This is a genomic window from bacterium (assembly GCA_030647555.1).
GTDB lineage: Bacteria > Patescibacteriota > Andersenbacteria > UBA10190 > CAIZMI01 > CAIZMI01.
In genome coordinates this window covers 22,552-40,998 of sequence record JAUSJG010000015.1, presented here as the reverse complement: position 1 = coordinate 40,998, position 18,447 = coordinate 22,552, and the positions used below count along the sequence as shown (strand labels likewise).

Sequence of the window (18,447 nt, the reverse complement as noted above, 5' to 3'; positions counted from 1 at the left end):
GAGCCGTTTTTGTTGTGATTTTTTCGGATGAACACTAAATAATTCTAGCAATACAGTACCCAAATAACCATCTGAAATAAAAGAAATCGGCTTAAATCAGCCAGTATTTAAAAACGAAAAAACCGTCCGCCGAAGACAGGGGCAAGGCGTGGCAATCTCAAGTATTTGTACGATTGATTTACGGGAGATTGCTTCGCCTCGCTTGAAAGCGATGGCTCGCAAAGATGGACGTTAAAATTGTGCTAATGCTTTGTTAAAACCATGTTTTGCGTATGACCCATGACAACCTTGTTTTATCGAACATTTTGCATTACCTTTCCTTTATGACTTCTTCCACTATTTCAGACGACGAAATCTACAAAAAATATTCATTGATGTCACGGCCGGATATTCTGGAAGCGGTAAAACGAGGAGATATTTATTACGAGGATGGCAAAGAAGACAATATAAAATCCTCCAGCGTGGATTTGACGCTCGGTCCGTGGTATTGGGAAGAAACTTCTCCAACAATTGAACGGCGGATTTTTAATCCCAATTCGCAAGAAGACGTTAATCGTGTTTGGGGTCGGCTTTGTTTTGCGCCACGTCACAGTTGGTGGTTGCATAATCGTTTTATTGAAAACACTCTTGAGGGTTTTCATCCGGAAGATAGGATCTATTTTATCGCGCCGCAAAAGCAATTACTTACCAGTACCCGCGAATTTATTGGTGGCACAACACGTGATATTACAACAATGATGAAAGCGCGTTCCGGGGCCGGGCGCAGTTTCTTGGAAGTGTGTCGTTGCGCGGGGTGGGGCGATATTGGTTACCACAACCGTTGGACGATGGAATTCAATAATTCTTCGGATACACACTATATTCCATTGAAAGTGGGGCAACGTTATGCGCAACTTGTTTTCTTCCGTGGCCGCGAGTTGGGACAGAACGATACGGATTACCGGCAAGACGGAAAGTATCAAGCCAACGTTTCGCAAGGCGTGCGCGCCCAATGGACACCCGAAATGATGCGTCCTGCCATGTTCCGCGATCCGGAAATTATGTGCAAAGATTGCGTGCAAAAAGTTTATTACCGTTGCGAAAATCCGGCTTGTGCCAAGGATGGTTCGGCTGTGATTACTGAGGTGCCGCGTCAGTGCATTGCTTGTAATACGCGCGTCAGAGTATATGAAACGCCACCGGCGATCGAAAAAGTATGGCCGCTTTATGACGTTTGTGTTGATTGCGGTTGCATTCACGGGGTGACGCAAAAAGCGACGCGTAATGAAAGTCGGGCATATCGCGCCCAACAGGAAGCGGAGCGAGGAAAACCATTGTTGTGCGACAAATGTAAAATTGGTTTTCGGCATTTTGTGGGTGGTGATTATGAAGTTTGGTTGCCTGATGCTACCTGCTTGCAATAAAACCCTGATTTAAAATTTTAAATTCCAAACCAATGATTCGCTCTGAAATCCAAAATCTGCTCGCATTCTTCGTTTCGCGAGAGGTGCCAAAGCGGTCTACCGGAAACGATGATGCGATAGAAATTTATTCGGCGACCCAACAGGTTGATTCCGCGTATGAAAGGTTTCGTAATTTGTTGGATCCGGGAGACGAAGATGTTTTAAGACGGAAGGCGATTGGACGCTTCATTAATTTGCGTTGGGAATTGTCATCCGAGACTGAAAAATTCGCGCTAGCGCTACTGAAAGATTTGGCCCGTGGTCATTATATTCCTGTGACAACATCACGAACTTTAGCGGTGGATATTTCTATTGTTCTTAAACGTGCCGTACGTTTTATTAATCACAATAACCAAAACGTGCCAAAATGGTTTTTACCAATGGTGGCCGTGGAGGTGGATCGTGTTGTCTACCCGCGCGATGGAGATGACGCGCTGGTTTATTTCTTTTTTGAAGAGTTGGAGAAAAAAACAATTTGGAAAGATGATACCATCGACGCTGAAGATAAAAACACGCAATTGTTTCTTGCTTGTCACCGCGTGCTGGCAAAAACCGATGAAGCGGAACTTTTCTGGCATCTTTACAGAACGGCAGAGCCGGTGTGGCTGAAAAAAGATTTGAATGATTCGGAATTAGATTTGGTAGTGAAAAATTTTGGACACTTACAACAGGAAATAGAAACGGCGCTTTATTCGCCAATGTCGGTGAGGGTGTTGCGCAGGCTCCACGGACCGGCTGTACCGTATCGTATTTTGCGCGACGTTCTGCGACAGCCGAATGCCACGGTAATTCTTGCTAATAACGATTTATTGGCCGTGAGCGTGCGTGATTTGTTGTTGCGAAGAATTAAAAAGACCGAACAGCAAATGCTGAAACGGGTTTGGCACGCGGCCGCTTTTCTTTTTCTTACCAAAAGTATTTTGGCTATCGCGACGGAAGTGCCATATGAATTGTTTCTTGGCGGGGTACGATATTTTCCGCTAATGATTAATTTACTATTTCCATCCACTCTGCTTTTTTTGATGGCGGGAACAGTAACGCGACCGGGGAATGATAATACAGAACGGATGGTTAAGCTTGTTCAAAATATTGTTGCTAAAGACGCCAGCTTGCCCGATGTGCGTATTCCAGCGGTCGAAGGGAAGTCTTTTCGAAAAAACATGTTTGCGACATTTTACGTTTTGACAGCCATTATTTCTTTGATTGTTATTGTGTGGGTGCTTAATTTTCTTAATTTTTCCTTGCTTGGCGGGTTTTACTTCATTATGTTTTTGGCATTAGTTAGTTTCTTGGGGTTACGCCTACGTTCCGCAATGCGAGATTTTCGTGTCGTTACCAAGAAGCAAGGTTTCTTTTCGTTTGTTTTTGATTTCTTAACGGTACCGGTAATAGACTTTGGTCGGGAGATATCAATGCGGGCGACACAGATTAACATTTTTCTGTTTATTATGGACGCGCTTATCGAGGCGCCGTTTAAAGTGGTGTTGGGACTGATTGAGGAGTGGTTTTCGTTCGTTCGAGAACGGAAGGAAGATCTCGTATAATGATCAATTTTCAATGGTCAATTATCAATTAATGATCAAGTCTTAAATTATCAAAAGACGACGCCGTAATTGATAATTGAGCCATTGCCTGCCGGCCGAAGCTTTAGCGAAGGCTGGATAATTAATTGAAAATTGGGAATTGATAATTGAAAATTCGCCACTGTGTTATATTAAAACCATGTCTGTTAAGCACATAGTTAGTAACTATAACTCTCTTATCTCAACGCCTTTGCGGCGCGTTGCCTTGGATATTTTTGAAGCGGGAATGACGGCGGTAAGCACGGAAACGGCGATTCGGAGGCATGTGGCTGTGAATGGAGGTAATTTGCGGGTGGGAAAGAAAGTTTACGACTTGGAAAATTACGAGAAAATTTTTGTGATCGGATGCGGTAAGGCATCGGTAGAAACAGCGCGAGTTTTAGAAAAAATGCTGAGCAAACGCATCACGGGGGGCGTGGTGATCGATGTGTGCAGTGCCAAACTGCAACATATCAAAAGTATTGCCGGAACTCACCCTTTTCCAAGTGCTAGAAATTTAAAAGCGACGGCGGAAATTGTCGCTCTGCTTAAACAAACGGGTCCGAAAGATCTGGTGATTACGATTGTTTCGGGTGGGGGCTCGGCGCTGCTTTTCTGGCCGTACAGTATTCGACTAGAAAACTTTGTTTGTGTGACAAAAAACCTGATGCGCGCCGGAGCAACGATTAAGGAAATGAATACTGTCAGAAAACATTTGTCGGCATTGCAGGGTGGGCAACTGGTGAAAATGGCGCATTCCGCAACAATTGTTGGGCTGATTTTTTCCGATGTGCCCGGTGATGATATTGGGATGATTGCGTCGGGCCCGACGGTGTTAGACTCTACGACAGCGAAAGACGCAAAACGTATTTTAATAAAGTATGGGGTGGCGAAGACGTGCAAAATCGTTGCCGGTGATTTAGTAGAGACGCCAAACGACACAGGATTGTTTAAGAAAGTCCAGAATGTTTTAGTTGTAAACAATGTTGTGGCGGTGCGAGCGATGGTAGAAGCGGCGCGAAAAGCGGGATTTAAACCGCGGGTCTTATCGACCGCGCTGTCCGGGGAAGCACGTGAAGTGGGGGAAATGCTGGTAAAAAGCGTGAAGCGCGGCGAAGCTTTAATTGCTGCCGGAGAGACGACGGTTCATATAACAGGACGTGGCCATGGAGGTAGAAACTATGAAGTGGCCATGGGGGCTTTAGAAAAAATTCCAGTTAATACAGTTTTGCTTTCGGTTGCGTCCGACGGTCACGACAATTCTGCTGCCGCTGGAGCGTTGACCGATACGGAAGTCGTATTAAAAGCAAAGAAATTGCGACTGGATACGAAAAAATATTTAGCCGAAAACAACTCCTTCGAATTTACTAAAAAAACCGGCAGCCAGGTTTATACGGGTCTAATGAACATCAACATATCAGATTTGTTTTTGGTGTTAAAAAAATAATTTAATCCTGCACCGTTCACGGAGCGGAGCATCTCCCTTCGCACAATGCTACGGGGGACAAAGAGGTTGCTCCGCTCCGTGAACGGTTGCTTGGACAACAGGATACTAAACACAAGGATGTTGCAGGCAGGGTTTTTGTGTCCATTGGAAAATTTTTGATTTGTGATATGATGGGAAAATGGTTGAATTTAACGAAGAAAAATTAAAAGAGATGGCAGAAAAATACAGCTTGGCTGATGTTTATCTGTTTGGCTCAAGAATTTCCGGTTTTGCGAGAGAAGACAGTGATCTTGATATTGGAATAAGGTTCAAAAACGGCCTGCCTAAAGAAGAAGAAAGGGGAAAATTATATGGGAACATTTTTTCCGATTTATCGTCGTGTTTTGCCGAAGCAAAAATTGACTTGGTTTTTATTGACGAGGTCTTGTTGCATTTTCAGTATAAAATTATCAACGACGGTCAGTTGATTTATTCAAAAAATAAAGAAAATTCGATGAATTTTGAGGAAAAAATCGCCAATTATTACAGGGATTATAAATATTTTATAGATGAGTATTTTAAAGGCGTCTTAGCGTTTTCTGCGAAATAAAATGATGGAAGAAAATTTCAATAAAGAAAAAATAATTGAACGGATAGGCGATATTAAAAACGTTGTTTTGGAATTGGAAAAGTTTCAGAAGATGGATTTAGATGAATTCTTAAAAGATAACGACAATTACAATCTATCGGCTTATCATTTAAGAATTGCCATTGAAGCGGTTTTGACAATCGGAACGCATATTTTGTCGCGAATTCCTCAAAACGGAAAGAAAAAGGACTATACCCAGGTTATTTTGTCATTGGGTGATTATAACGTCTTATCAAAAGATTTTAGCCAGAAAATAAAGGGAATGGCGGGCTACAGAAACCGATTGGTACATCTTTATTGGAAAATAGAACCGAAAGAACTCTTGACGGTTATAAAAGAAAATCTAGGCGATTTGGGTGAATTCATCAGTTATATTGAAAAGTTTTTGAAAGATACAAAGCCCCTAAATTAAAGAAATCCACCTATTTGTACTCGCGAGAGCCTTGGATAAATGGATAACGTACCGACTATATCAAAATGGCGAAGAATGTCAATAGCGTAAAAAGGAGCCGGTATAGATCCAATCTATGCGACTCCCAACGAGGTTAACCCTAGCAAAACTTCACAACAATATCAAGAAGCCTTTGTGTAATCACAGGTTAAGGTATTTGACATAGTGGCCACATCGGAAGTGGGCGCGACGATTCTACGTTTTCTTGATCATTGTTCGGTTGTGCTTCAATGACAAAGCGGTTTTCGTGCTACAATAATCAGGAATACAAATACGTATGTTAAGAACTTTTAAATCGGTCTTTCTTGTCACTCTGACTGTTATTTTATTTATGGGTTGGTTTAGCTATGCCACGCCGAAGCTTTCCGCGGAGGAGGGCTTTGCTTCATCGCAAGAGACCAGTACCACTCCCGAAGTGGACACGTTGGCCACTTCGGGAGTGGTACTGGGTGAAGCAACTCCCACTTCAACACCGATGTCCACTTCTGATCCAACACCGACTCCAAATCCTACACCGCTACCAACTCCCGATCCAACGCCCGTCGTTACTCCGCCCGTTACCCCCGTTCCTAATCCCAGTCCCACGGCGACACCGGAGGGAAAGCCCAATATCACGAAAACAGAAGAAGACACGGATACGGGGAAGCTGGTGACACTTTCCGCACCGGACGAGACGGTAAATCCCAATGTCCAAATCCCAAATCCCAACAAAACCCTAAACTCTAATGACCAAAACGCGACGACCGGCGCCTCCGCCTACCAAAACGTCGTCACCGGCACGGAAATCCCCGAGATTTACAAAGTGGGGCAAGAAAACAAAATCCAAATCAAATGGCAGAACAACAATAACCAAGCCATGCCGTTCAAAGCCGAAGACAGAAATGATAACGGCAAGTTGGATTACATCGAATGGACCGTCCCGCATCTCTCCACCCAAGTCTTTGAAATCATCTACATCAGTAAAGCTTTTCAATTAGACGAGAACAAAGAAATAATCAGTGACATCTACGACAAGGTAAAGAGTCAAGACGGAAGCTGGGCAAGTATCAAACAAAACCAAACTGTGAGAGTCACTTTTCAGCAAGTGTTAGATAACACTAAGGACATCACCTTGTTCGCAAGGAATTATCAATTATCAATTTTCAATGATCAAAAACCAAAGATTGAAGTCTATCCGGTTTATACAGACGAAGACGGCAATGTTAAAGAAGGAGAAAAGATTGCAACTTTTGAAAACATTGATAAAGAAAACACCTACCAAATCCTTCTCACCAACCTCCAGACCCCCACAGACGAGTTTGACTTGAAGGTGGTCGGAGGTGGTGTTGAATTTGACTACATTGTGGACCCGGCGGGGTGGTACACAGGTTGGTCTTACAGAAAACAGCTCACCGTCTCAAGCACAGTTGTCTCCACCTCTGACCAAACCAACTTCCCGCTTTTAATCTATTTTGCCACTGACGCCAATATCGCCGCCAATGCTCAATCAACCGGCAATGACATCGTGATTACCTCTTCAGACGGCACAACCAAGCTCTCCCATGAAATAGAAAAATACACCTCGGCAACAGGCGAGCTCTGGGTGTGGGTGAAGATTCCCACACTATCTGTCTCAACCAATACCACCCTATACCTATATTATGGCAATACCTCTGCCGCGAGCCAGCAGGATGCGGCGAATGTGTGGGACGCGAATTATAAAGGGGTGTGGCACTTGAAAGAAAATGCCGCCAACACCACCGTTTCTGAATCAACATCAAATGCCAATACCGGCACAGCCCAGCAGAATACAAGCGCACTGACCACCACAGGCAAAGCTGATGGCGCGCTGACGTTTAATGGGACGAGTGATTATTTGAGCACGCTTTCAGGGATGTCGTATACGTCAATGACTTATACAGGATGGTTTAAATTTGTCAGCTTTCCAGGGGCTTGGCCGGGTTTATGGCAACGCGGTGCTCAAGGGGGTAATAATTTCCAGTGGCTCTATATAGACAGCGGAACCAACACCCTGCAACTTCAGTGGTCCGACGGAAGTGTAGGTTCCGTTATTGGCACATCCAGTGCACAAACATGGTTGGATGGCGGTTGGCATTATATTGCGGTCAGTGTCGATTCAGTCGCAAAGACGATCCGTATGTATAACAATAATAATAACATCCTTGACGGTTCGTTTTCGCAAAATAATCAGACTATTAGCGGAATACCAGGATATATCTCATCCTATCAGACAAATCCAGGCGGTAACTATTCTTTTACCGGTACTCTTGACGAAGTCCGCATCTCCTCCACTGCCCGCTCCGCCACCTGGATTGCCACGGAATACAATAACCAGTCCTCACCTGCGACTTACCAGACCCTCGGCTCGCAGGAAGCTATTACTGGCGGAAATTTTGTCTGGACCAATGGTTCGGGCGACAACTTGTGGAGCACAGCCGGCAACTGGCAAGGCGGAGCGGTTCCAACCGCCAGCGACATTGCAGTGTTCAATTCCTCCGCCACCGGTAACGCCACCATAGACCAAAACGCCAGTGTCAAAGGCATCAACATTGCCAGCGGTTACACCGGAACCATTACACAATCAGCAAGCTACACCGTCACCGTTGGAACCAACGGCTTTACCCAAGCCGACGGCGTGTTTTCCGCAGGCGCCGGAGCAATTACTGATTCGGGCACTTTTACTTTAAGCAGTGGAACTTTTGCATATGCGGGTAGTGCTGTTTCAGTCACCGGAGACATTACCATCACCGGCGGGTCAATCACTCGCACAAGCGGGACATTCAACTCCGGTGTTGTCACTGCGGATGGCACGACTCTTACCATCGCGAAAAACGGCGCAACTTCTCCAACCTTCACCGGCGCGTTCACGGCGACGTATCCGGGCATTCTCCTAAACGGTGGCATTTTTAACGGAACTGCCACATTCACCAAGACCGGGTCTTCAAACGATGCTGGCGTAGGTGGAAACACTTTTAACTCAACGTCTTCTTTTGCTAACAGTGGAAGTGGATATTTTAGCATAGCCCACTCTAGTGCGAATATTTATAACGGTGACATTGCTTTTACTAACACCGGAACGTCTGGTATAATAGTTTATCTTAACAGTACGGGAAACGTCTTCAACGGAAATATTATTGTCAACAACACGAATGGAACCGGCGGAGCTCAGTCAGGGGTTTTTCTGGGACGGTTTAACGAACAAAATTACACTGGCACAGGAAGCCTTGCGTCTACTAAAACCATTTCTGTCGGCGGGAGCGGATTTTCAGCAGGGTTCTTGTCTGTACGAGGTTTGACTTACAGCAATACCGCCGACCTTTCACTGACTCTTACAGGCTCAGCCAAGTTTTTGGTGGGTGGAACCACCAGCTTTGCCAATAACATCACGGTGGTTGCTCCGGACATTCAAATTAGTGGGGGTACATTCAACGGCACTGCCGCATTTACCAATAATGGCGACGGTGAATTGGGTTATGGCGCGGCAGGAGCGGGCGGGGCAGTTTTCAATTCTACCGCTTCATTTACCAACAGCAGCAATAACAAGTATTTGCTGCTTGGCTCTAATGCGGGAGACACCTTTAACGGTGATGTTTCCTTTACCAACAGTGGCTCAAACTCTATTTATATTGCCTACGGGGCGTTCACTACCACTTTTGCCGGCAATGTTACTATATCTGGCGGAACATTTCTCATTGGCGCTAATGGAGGCACCATGCAATTTACCAAAGCAACAGGCATACAGACTTTAGACACAGGTGGTAAAACAATACCAAAACTTGTCCACTCCGGAGTCGGCACGTTGCAACTCACAGGAAACAATCTGACGGTTACCACCACTCTCACCAACTCCGCAGGCACACTTGATCTGAATGACAAAAATCTTACAGCCACCAGTGCTACATTTTCCAACGACAACGGAACAATCGCTCTGCAGGGAGGTGAAACCATCACCGGACTCACGCAAGACGCCACGCACGGCACATTTTTGTACTATGGCACCAGTGGTCCTTATACTCTCAAGAATTACACCTATAATAATTTAACAATCAACGGCAGTGGCGCCACATTCAATTTACCAGCCGCGCTTACGGTAAACGGCAATCTGACAATCACCGCGGGCACATTGGACGCAACTGCGTCTAACTACGGTTTGAATGTTGCCGGCAATTGGAGCAATTCCGGCACCTTCACCGCCCGTTCCGGCACCGTCACATTTAACAAAGCGGGAACGCAGACCGTTAACGCCGGCGGTAGTCCTTTCTATATCCTTTCTATTTCCTCTAATTCCACCGTAAACACCAGCGGTAACAATCTTTCCATCACCACGCTGGATAACAACGGCACCCTTGAAGCCCTTGGATCCGAAACAATCACGATTACTAACGTTGATATTAATTCCGGCATCATTCTTTATGACGGTGGCGGGAGTTACACGCTTTCCAATCTTACCCCATATTATAATCTAACATTTAACAATGTATCAGGCAGTTGGACTTTACCGGCGGACACGGTGGTCAATAATAACCTCACCATCACCGCAGGAACATTAAACTTGAACGGCAAGAACCTTACCGTGACCGGAACATTCAGTAACCTCGGTAACCTCCAATTAACCAATGCGGAAACCTTAACCCTTACCGTAGACACCGATTCGGGAACGGTCACTTATACCGGCACAGGCATCCAAACCACTTGGAACTATCCGAGCAATAATCTCTTTTATAATCTCACGCTTAACGCGACAGGTGGAACATACAAACTGCCAGGTCTGCTCACTGTTAATGGCAACCTCACCTTGACCGAAGGAATATTGGATCTGAACGGTTTTAATTTAACGGTCGGCGGTAATATTGTCAGAACAAACGGCACTTTTGCCAACACCACTGGTCGAACCCTAACACTTAATGGTACCACTCAAAACATCAACACCGGGGAAGTCGCTTGGGACACGGTAACAGTTAACAGTGGTGTCACCGCCGGTTCCAACCTCTCCATTACCAACCTGTTATCCATCGCCGTCACTAAAACCCTTTCTCTCGCCAGCTACATCTGGTCTCTTGTTGGAAATCTCCTAAACCTCGGTACCATCAACGAGGGAACAGGCCGTCTTGACGCCACTGCCACTGATTTTCTTATCACCGACAGCAACTTTGATGAAGCCGGCGCCATTTCGCTTGACGTAGACAAGTTATACATCACCGTCTCGGACAAAGATGGCAATCTCAACGGCACGGTACCCGACACGATCACCGGCGCCGTCGCCGTCACTTGTGGCGCGGACGAAGAATCATTAGTCTTAACCGAAACCGGTAACGCCACGATGGTCTTCCGCTACACCGGCGGGTTAACCGTCAATCTCTTATCCGGCAGTCCCACGACAGAGAACGGCATCTTGGAATGCGCGGATAACGCCACCATCACCGCCCAGTACACCGATCCGCAAAATAATAGCGATCAATTAACGGATACCACGCTGGCCACCGTGGATACGGTTCCCGTTGCACCCAGTGGTTTAACCGCCACCGTTCTTTCTTCTTCTTCCATTAAGTGGGACTGGACGGATAACAGCAGTAACGAATCCGGTTTCAAACTGTATTCTTCTACAGGGACGCTTCTTGCGACCGTTTCAACCGGGGTAACTACATACACCGAGACGTCTCTTTCCGAAAACACCACCTATAACCGTAAAGTCGTTTCATACAACAACGCCGGCAACTCCGCTTATTCTTCTACCGTTTCCGCGCTTACCAAACTAAACGCGCCATCGCTACTTTCCGGTACCGCCATTTCTTCCACCGCCATCACTTGGAGCTGGACGGATAACAGCAGCGGGGAAACAGGCTTCAAACTCTTTGATGAGAATAACGACCTGATCAAAACCATTACCACAGCCAATACAACTTCTTATACCGAAACAAGTCTCACCAGGGGCCAGTCATACACCCGCAAAGTGGCTTCATACAACAACGAGGGCACCTCTATTTCTTCCAATTCCGTCACGGTAGCAACTCTCGCCCTCGCCCCCGCTTCCCCCAAGCTTTATGCTCCCGCTCCCGACAGTGAACTATCCACTCTTACTCCTTCCTTCACCTTTGGCCGAGTTGCGACCGTAGACGGTATCAAGTCGTACACCCTCTTCATCTATACAACAGCCGGCACAACTAAATCATACACAATAGACAATCTCTCCCCCGGTTCTACCGTCGACAACTCCGACTACACCGCTTCAGCCAACCAAGACACCATCACCATTACCCTCAAGTCCGAAGCGGGTCTCGTCAAAGGTCCCCACACCTGGAAGGTACGCGCCACGGACAACAACAACGCAACGGGCGATTCCGACTTTCTCTCCTTTACAATAGTGCTATTGGAAACAGTCACGACGGTTCCCAGTCCGGTAGTTTCTGTTTCGCCTACTCCCGCCCCGCTGGAAGAACTGGCCGTTAAACCTCTCACCCCCGCTGAAATAACCAAGCAGTACCAAGCCGGAAAAACTCCCTCCCGCACTTCTCCCGCTCTCTGGTTGGACAACCTGGAAAAACAGGCGGAGTTAAGAGCGGAAAAACAAGCCTTAAATCTGGACGCGTTCTTAGGTAGATTTTTCCCCATCGACAAACTGATCGCGTTCACTAACGGCATTATTTCTTTCTGGGAAGGACTTAAGAGTACGCTTCTTGCCTGGTTTAATTTCGCCAAAGATCAAACGATCGCCTTCTTTATGAATGCCAACACCACTATCCGCTACCGTGTTATCACCATCGCCATGACCTTTATGCAGGACACGGAGAACTGGTGGGAGAGAATGATGTGGGAAGGAAGAAGCAATAGATTAGCCCTTGCCGAACAAAGTGAACGCTTTACCAATCTGGCGGTTAATCCCGCCCAAAGACTGGCAAACAACCTTCAAGCGAGTGTGTTTGGTATGATGGAGAAGATCCAAGGGATCAACGTGCCGAAAGATGCCATCCTTGCCGATATCACGGCCAACCAGACCGCGCTTAAGCAATCTACCAATCGTCTGGTCGAAGGTACCGTCGATTTCTTCGGCCGACAGTTTAACGCGACGAAGCAGACCACCATCTCCCTCTTCGCGGGGGCGCACACCACGTTCCGTTATAAGGTTTTGGCGGGAACGGTAACAATCGCGAAGAACACCGGCACTTGGCTTCACAACCTCATGAGTCAAGGCCGAGAGAATCGCTTGGCGTTGGCGGGAGGAGGAACGCGGGTGGCGAACTTTATGGTGGAGCCGGTACAACGGGTGACGGAAAGATTGCGTCTTGCTTCAGTTGGTTCGTTAGAAGCTTTGCAGGGAAAATATGAACAAGGGCTTTCCATCGGAGACATTCATCTTTCTGAAATTACCAACAACACGGCCGTACTTAACTGGACAACCTCCCACGTTACTCGTGCCAAAGTCAATTACGGCGAATCGTTAATGTACGGCCAGGAGATATTTATCAACGACTATCGCAATCAACAAACGGCGAAGCTGACTAACCTCAAACCCAATACAAAATATTACTTTGAAATTATCGTCACCGATCTACAAAAGGAACAAACGTATGACGCTTATTATGGTTTCGTGACGAAAGGGGAGTAGAAGGGCACATTATTGTGCCCGAAATTCCCAATGTCTAATTCCTCAGCGAAGTGGATAGCGACGGCTGAGATATTAGTAATTAGAAATTCTTAAAACATATATTTTTTGTAGTATCTCTGATTTAGCGTTATACTGTTCACATTAACAAATAAGTTAAATTAACACTCCATGTTCCAACAAATAAAAAACAAACTAAATCTTGTTACCGTCGGCTACTTTTTCCTCCCGATTCTCTTCTTCATCCTCTCTTCCGTTAAACCGTTAAACAGTCTTTTGTATTTTGTCATCGCGTTGCTTTGTGCCGCGCTTCTTTTGCTAAAGTTTCTCCCTAAGCGCACTCCGCAGTTAGCCATCCTGCTTTGGGCAGTGTTCACTTGTGTCGTCGTCTCCGTCACCGGTTGGTTCCACTCGCCGTTCTTCTTCGCGCTGTACCTGCTTGGTGTCGGCCTTTCTTTCATCTATCCGTTCCGCGTTTCCGTCGTCTATACCCTCTCTCTTATCTTTATCTTTCTTTTCTCCGGTGATGTTGAAGGCAGTTTTGACATTATGCTCTTACTGTCTCTTCTTTCCGTCATTCCCATCTCGCTGGCGTTAAGACGTGACTTCCTTAAAGTCCAACAAGATCAAAAAGATATTCTTGTTCTGGAAACAGGAGATGACAAAAACAACTCCGCCTTGGAGAATCTCCTTCAAAACTCCGTTAACAGAGTAGGCGTCAATCTCCGTCAGCCCGTCACTTATCTTAAACAAGGATTGGCCGAGTTGGAAGAAGAAAATCTCTCTCCCAAAGAAGCCGCGACAATGTTGAAGAAAATGCGCGATACCGTAGAGGAAATCTTCACCATCATCCGTGAATTCGAGCACGGTGTTACCAAGAACCTCTTTTTAGCCAAGAAAGATAAAGGAACTAAAACAAAATGACTGCTGAAATCATAAAATCCATCCTCCTTGTTGAAGATGACGAAGCCTTAAGAGAGATGTACACGCTTATAATCACAAAAGCAGGGTATACATTAGAAACAGCCACCGATGGGGTGCAGGGTATCGCCAAGTTACGTCAAGGCGGATACAACCTTATCCTGCTCGATCTAATGATGCCTAACCTTGACGGTATCGGCGTCTTAAAAGCGATGCAAGAAGTGAGCAACAGACCTAAAAAACCGAACGGACCGGTTATCGTCCTCTCCAATGCCGGCTATAATAAAGTGGCGGAAGAAGCGTTATCCCTGGGCGCCAAAGGCTTCTTAATGAAAGCGGAACTGACACCGAAAGAGCTGGTCAAGGAGATACAAGACAGGATTGGGTGATTAACCTGTACCACATTCCAAGTGGACCAAGGTTGGTCCACTTGGAATGTGGTACAGGTATTAAGCAATTATTGTCCCGAAAGACAGCGTGTGATTTCGGTTCCACTTAATCCCGGTGTTAGATATTCCGAATATAGAATGCGGATTATTTCGCGATCAATCGGGCCGTAGGACGCGGTGCTGGAAGGGGGATTAGTGGTATGATCAATATTGTTATGATTAACGGCACATAAATTTTAAGCATATTATCAGTTGACTTGTCTGGAGAAGTATTCATGTTATTATAAAGGAAACTGAATGATAAGATAAATACACATGATGAACGATCTACAAGCGAAAGAAACAAACAGTAATCAACAATTGGTTTCGCTCATTGGCGTTTTTGTCCTGCTTGCGTCTCTGGTGGTGCTGGCGGTTATTTTGATAACCGTAGGAATGAAGTCGGAACTTGGTAAAAAAGTGGTAACAGATGCGACGATCTATGTTGATCTTTCAGGAAGAATAACCGTCGATAAGGTTTTGCAGATGAATGGCCCAAACGCTGTTCCGGTAACGGCTGGCACACATGAGCTGGTTTTCTTGGATCGTACTGATCTAAAACCAGTCACGTTGACCGTAAAAAGCGGGGGATTTGTTTACGTCCCGGATAATCAAGGAAAAACTTATAACTATAGCTATAATTACAACCCCGGCACCACCGGTTTGGTGCAGGTGGCCGTTTTTCCGCCGGACGCGAAGATATCCATTCCTGATTGCACACCGGTCGGGTCTAAATATCCCCTGGTCTGTGACGCGCAACATACGCAAAATGTTAAATTGTCTCCGGGTAATTACGTTGTTCGTTTTACCCACCCGCTTTTTACTGCAGTGGAAAAACCGATCACAGTTGCCCGGGATGGTGTTGTACGTGTTTCTCATTCGTTTATTTCCACTAATACGGAATGGGAAAATTGGCGTAACAACAATGCTGATGTTTTAATCCGTTTTGGCTATGGTAGGGCAAATTACTCTCGTGGTGAAGATGTTTTTCTTTTGCCTTTTAAGGCGGTAGGTTCAGTTCTTCGTGAATTATTTAGATAAGGGAACAAACATATGCAAGAAAATTTTGAAGAAAACTTAATAAAGAAGATCGATGAGTTGAGTGGCAAGGTTGATTATCTTCAGTCGCGTCTTTCCGTGGTGGAGAGTGCTGTAAAACAAGGGAGCGGTGAAAACAAACAAACAGTTGCTCCGATTGTTTCCGGACAACAAAAGACTATGGCTGGGAATATGTCGGAACAAGAAATAAATAGCTTGTATGGTATTAAACCCACTGGTGTTTCTCAAGTTAAAAAACAACCACAAAATAAGTCTGCGGAATTTGAGATTGGGCAGAAGTGGTTTAGTGTCGTTGGAGTTGTCCTGCTTTTTCTAGGGATCTTGTTTTTGGTCACTTATATGTTTAAATTCTTTGGTCCCGGCGGTAAAGTTGTTCTTAGTTACGCAGTTGGCGGAGTTTTGTTTGGTGTTGCCATCTTGACCTGGAAAAAATATCAACAGTTTGCGCAAATTGTCGCGGCGGGCGCTTGGGGTGTTGTTTATCTCGCAACGTATGCGATGTATTTTTTCTCGGCCACGAAGATTATCACCTCACCGGCTTTAGAACTTTTCCTCCTTGCTTTTGTGGTAGTAAGTCTTTTGGTTTTCGCATTGTTTGAAAAATCCCGTCTTTTTGTGGCGTTAGCCCTGATATTGGCAACACTCACCACAATTCTTTCTCCGTTGTCGCTGTTTTCAATTATCGGCTCGGTAATTATCGTCGCGGGCGTTGTGATTATCGCGCGTTTTATGCCCTGGGAAGCGCTTCTTTTGCCAGGTACACTTGGAGCTTATCTTTCCTATATTTTCTGGAGCATAAAAGTCGGTGGTTTATTGCCCGGGCAGGGTGGCGGTTTGTTTGAGAAGAATTTCCTTGGGTTGATTTGTTTAATCATTATTTGGGCTTTGATTGTTGCGGGGATCATTTTTTCCCGCGGTAACGAAAAGAGTGAAATTCCCAACTTTAATGTTATTACGCTTTTAATCTCATCTTTTGCGACAGTATTTTTTGGCCTGGCGGCGCTAAATCCGCTAATCGCTTCCTTTGAGCGTTTGGGTACAGGATATTATCTTTTTGTAATCTGCGGCTTGCACGCTGGTTTATTTTTGCTGTTCTGGGGAGAACAAAAGGCTCGTTCGTTAATGGTGGCTGTAGCATTATTTGCGTTAGTCACCGGCTTATTTGGCTTACCATTCTTGTTTGTTGAAAATAGCTCTGTTGTGTCTTTTGTGTGGGCACTTATCGCTTGGATTATTATTTGGGGGGCAATTTTGGTAAAGCGACCAAGACTGGTGGTTTATGCGTTATTACCTGTCGTTTTCGCGGTAGTTCGCTACGTCATCAACGATATCGGTAGCAACGGAATGCTTGATGTAATTCCAACGGATGTAATCACGGGGATAATTATTGCCTTTCTTTTTGTAATCGGCGCAATTCTTGCGCGGGGCACAAGGACGGCGTTTGTAAAAACATCCAATATGCTTCGGGTGCCGGCGATTATTCTCGGGGCGGGTTTGCTTGTTCTCTTTATTATGACGCAAAAAGAATTTTCAGCTGCTATTCCCTCTATCTTGTGGGGTTTAATCGGTTTGGTCGTCGTACTGGGTGGCTTTATGGGGAAGTGGGGCGATGCTCGTGTATTGGGTTTGGCGGCATTAGTAATTACGGTAGTGCGGGTGTTTGTTAATGATTTAGCAAATCTGGATATTGTAGCGCGAATTTTTTCGTTCATGATTTTGGGAGCCATTCTTTTGGGTATCGGATTTGCCTACAATCTCAACAAAGACAAATTACAGCACCTATTAGAAGAGTAGCTGTATCTTTTATGTTTCGCATCAATCGCACAATTCAACTGTTGATGGTTTCGGACATTTTTGTTTTGACCGGTTTTGGATTGATAGATCCTATTTTGGCTATTTATATTAAGGATGGTTTGGTTGGTGGGACCGTTTTTTCCGCCGCTTTTGCCAGCACGCTTTTCTTACTCGTTAAGTCACTTGTGCAACTACCATTTTCGCGAAGCGTGGATAAAATGACGGATGTTTCGCGCGGACGGTGGTTGCTTTTGGGTACTGTTTTTATTGCCGTGGTTCCTTTTATCTATATTTTCTCTTCATCAATTTCCTATATTTACTTGGCGCAGATTTTGCACGGAGCGGGGAGCGGGCTGGCTTATTCCGCCTGGCTTGGTATTTGGAGCACGCATCTCGATAAGGGGAGAGAAAGCTATGAGTGGAGTCTGTATTCCACAATGGTGGGGATCGGCACGGCGGTTTCTGCGTTTATCGGGGGATTCGTGGCGCAATACATCGGTTTTCGGCTTACTTTCGCGCTGGTTGGAGTGTTTGCTCTGGCGGGATGTGGGTTTCTGTTTGTACTACTGCGTCAAAAGAAGAATCTTGCAAGGATACAATCTTAACTGTCAATTTGGCATTTAAAACCCAAATCCCAAACCCCAATGACCAACAAAATCCCAAATAATTAATACCCAAATTTTACCGTTTTAGTCATTTGAGATTTTACGGTTTTGTTGGGATTTGGACATTGGGATTTGGGATTTAAATGTATTGTTTTTCGTTGTTGACACGGTTTTTTGACGAACCTGTTTTTAGGGAGGAGTATTACCTTTCGAAAGGGGGTGCTAACAAAAACATGCACAATCGGTCGGAGGTGCTCACGCACCTAAGGGAACACCAAAAATACCCAGCCCAAAAAGTTGACCTGACGCGCGCGTGCGATAATATGGCGGATCTGGAGCCGGAAGATCGCCAGTGGTTAGCGGAAACGCTAAGAGAAAAGCGTTATCGATCGGCGAGTGAGGTAATAGAAAATCTGGGTTGGTAATAGGTGTTCCAAAACAACAGGAGGCATTTGCCTCCTGTTGTTGTTGTGTCGTTCCAAATTGTGTTACACTAAAAACATAATTTAT

12 protein-coding genes are annotated in these 18,447 nt (G+C 45.4%); all 12 read left to right on the top strand.

The features are described from left to right. The first annotated feature begins 323 nt into the window (after positions 1 to 323). The 12 genes from Q7S57_04325 to Q7S57_04270 all read left to right on the top strand — a co-directional run bounded on the left by Q7S57_04325 (position 324) and on the right by Q7S57_04270 (position 18,362). Positions 324 to 1,403 carry a hypothetical protein gene (locus Q7S57_04325; protein ID MDO8512473.1) on the top strand — a complete coding sequence of 360 codons (1,080 nt, stop codon included), beginning with the start codon at positions 324 to 326 and terminating at the stop codon, positions 1,401 to 1,403. Between the two features lie 32 nt (positions 1,404 to 1,435). Continuing rightward, entirely contained in the window at positions 1,436 to 2,986 is a 1,551-nt protein-coding gene (locus Q7S57_04320; GenBank protein MDO8512472.1) for a hypothetical protein, read from the top strand. A 178-nt stretch (positions 2,987 to 3,164) separates the two neighbouring features. After that, on the top strand, positions 3,165 to 4,451 hold the full coding sequence (locus Q7S57_04315; GenBank protein MDO8512471.1) for a DUF4147 domain-containing protein: 1,287 nt from the start codon (positions 3,165 to 3,167) through the stop codon (positions 4,449 to 4,451). Positions 4,452 to 4,629: 178 nt separating this feature from the next. After that, positions 4,630 to 5,040, top strand: coding sequence for a nucleotidyltransferase domain-containing protein (locus Q7S57_04310; GenBank protein MDO8512470.1), 411 nt, complete (start codon positions 4,630 to 4,632; stop codon positions 5,038 to 5,040). A gap of 1 nt (position 5,041) precedes the next feature. Further along, on the top strand, positions 5,042 to 5,491 hold the full coding sequence (locus tag Q7S57_04305) for a DUF86 domain-containing protein (GenBank protein MDO8512469.1): 450 nt from the start codon (positions 5,042 to 5,044) through the stop codon (positions 5,489 to 5,491). A 316-nt stretch (positions 5,492 to 5,807) separates the two neighbouring features. After that, positions 5,808 to 13,133 (top strand): DUF2341 domain-containing protein, encoded by a 7,326-nt coding sequence (locus Q7S57_04300; GenBank protein ID MDO8512468.1) that lies wholly within the window; start codon positions 5,808 to 5,810, stop codon positions 13,131 to 13,133. A 168-nt stretch (positions 13,134 to 13,301) separates the two neighbouring features. Continuing rightward, positions 13,302 to 14,054 (top strand): hypothetical protein, encoded by a 753-nt coding sequence (locus Q7S57_04295; GenBank protein ID MDO8512467.1) that lies wholly within the window; start codon positions 13,302 to 13,304, stop codon positions 14,052 to 14,054. Beyond that, positions 14,051 to 14,440, top strand: a complete 390-nt coding sequence (locus Q7S57_04290) for a response regulator (protein ID MDO8512466.1) — start codon at positions 14,051 to 14,053, stop codon at positions 14,438 to 14,440. Before Q7S57_04295 ends, Q7S57_04290 begins: the two co-directional genes overlap by 4 nt. Before the next feature lie 315 nt (positions 14,441 to 14,755). After that, positions 14,756 to 15,520 carry a hypothetical protein gene (locus Q7S57_04285; protein ID MDO8512465.1) on the top strand — a complete coding sequence of 255 codons (765 nt, stop codon included), beginning with the start codon at positions 14,756 to 14,758 and terminating at the stop codon, positions 15,518 to 15,520. A gap of 12 nt (positions 15,521 to 15,532) precedes the next feature. Further along, the gene (locus tag Q7S57_04280; GenBank protein ID MDO8512464.1) at positions 15,533 to 17,332 is read left to right on the top strand and encodes a DUF2339 domain-containing protein; all 1,800 of its coding nucleotides are present in this window, start codon (positions 15,533 to 15,535) and stop codon (positions 17,330 to 17,332) included. 11 nt (positions 17,333 to 17,343) lie between these two features. Then, entirely contained in the window at positions 17,344 to 17,937 is a 594-nt protein-coding gene (locus Q7S57_04275; GenBank protein ID MDO8512463.1) for an MFS transporter, read from the top strand. Between the two features lie 143 nt (positions 17,938 to 18,080). Further along, on the top strand, positions 18,081 to 18,362 hold the full coding sequence (locus tag Q7S57_04270; protein MDO8512462.1) for a hypothetical protein: 282 nt from the start codon (positions 18,081 to 18,083) through the stop codon (positions 18,360 to 18,362). Positions 18,363 to 18,447: the final 85 nt, after the last annotated feature.

Bases quoted from the DNA above. Each gene is read 5' to 3' on its own strand.
- Q7S57_04325 (MDO8512473.1), top strand. From the start codon at position 324: ATGACTTCTTCCACTATTTCAGACGACGAAATCTACAAAAAATATTCA.
- Q7S57_04320 (MDO8512472.1), top strand. From the start codon at position 1,436: ATGATTCGCTCTGAAATCCAAAATCTGCTCGCATTCTTCGTTTCGCGA.
- Q7S57_04315 (MDO8512471.1), top strand. From the start codon at position 3,165: ATGTCTGTTAAGCACATAGTTAGTAACTATAACTCTCTTATCTCAACG.
- Q7S57_04310 (MDO8512470.1), top strand. From the start codon at position 4,630: ATGGTTGAATTTAACGAAGAAAAATTAAAAGAGATGGCAGAAAAATAC.
- Q7S57_04305 (MDO8512469.1), top strand. From the start codon at position 5,042: ATGATGGAAGAAAATTTCAATAAAGAAAAAATAATTGAACGGATAGGC.
- Q7S57_04300 (MDO8512468.1), top strand. From the start codon at position 5,808: ATGTTAAGAACTTTTAAATCGGTCTTTCTTGTCACTCTGACTGTTATT.
- Q7S57_04295 (MDO8512467.1), top strand. From the start codon at position 13,302: ATGTTCCAACAAATAAAAAACAAACTAAATCTTGTTACCGTCGGCTAC.
- Q7S57_04290 (MDO8512466.1), top strand. From the start codon at position 14,051: ATGACTGCTGAAATCATAAAATCCATCCTCCTTGTTGAAGATGACGAA.
- Q7S57_04285 (MDO8512465.1), top strand. From the start codon at position 14,756: ATGATGAACGATCTACAAGCGAAAGAAACAAACAGTAATCAACAATTG.
- Q7S57_04280 (MDO8512464.1), top strand. From the start codon at position 15,533: ATGCAAGAAAATTTTGAAGAAAACTTAATAAAGAAGATCGATGAGTTG.
- Q7S57_04275 (MDO8512463.1), top strand. From the start codon at position 17,344: ATGTTTCGCATCAATCGCACAATTCAACTGTTGATGGTTTCGGACATT.
- Q7S57_04270 (MDO8512462.1), top strand. From the start codon at position 18,081: ATGTATTGTTTTTCGTTGTTGACACGGTTTTTTGACGAACCTGTTTTT.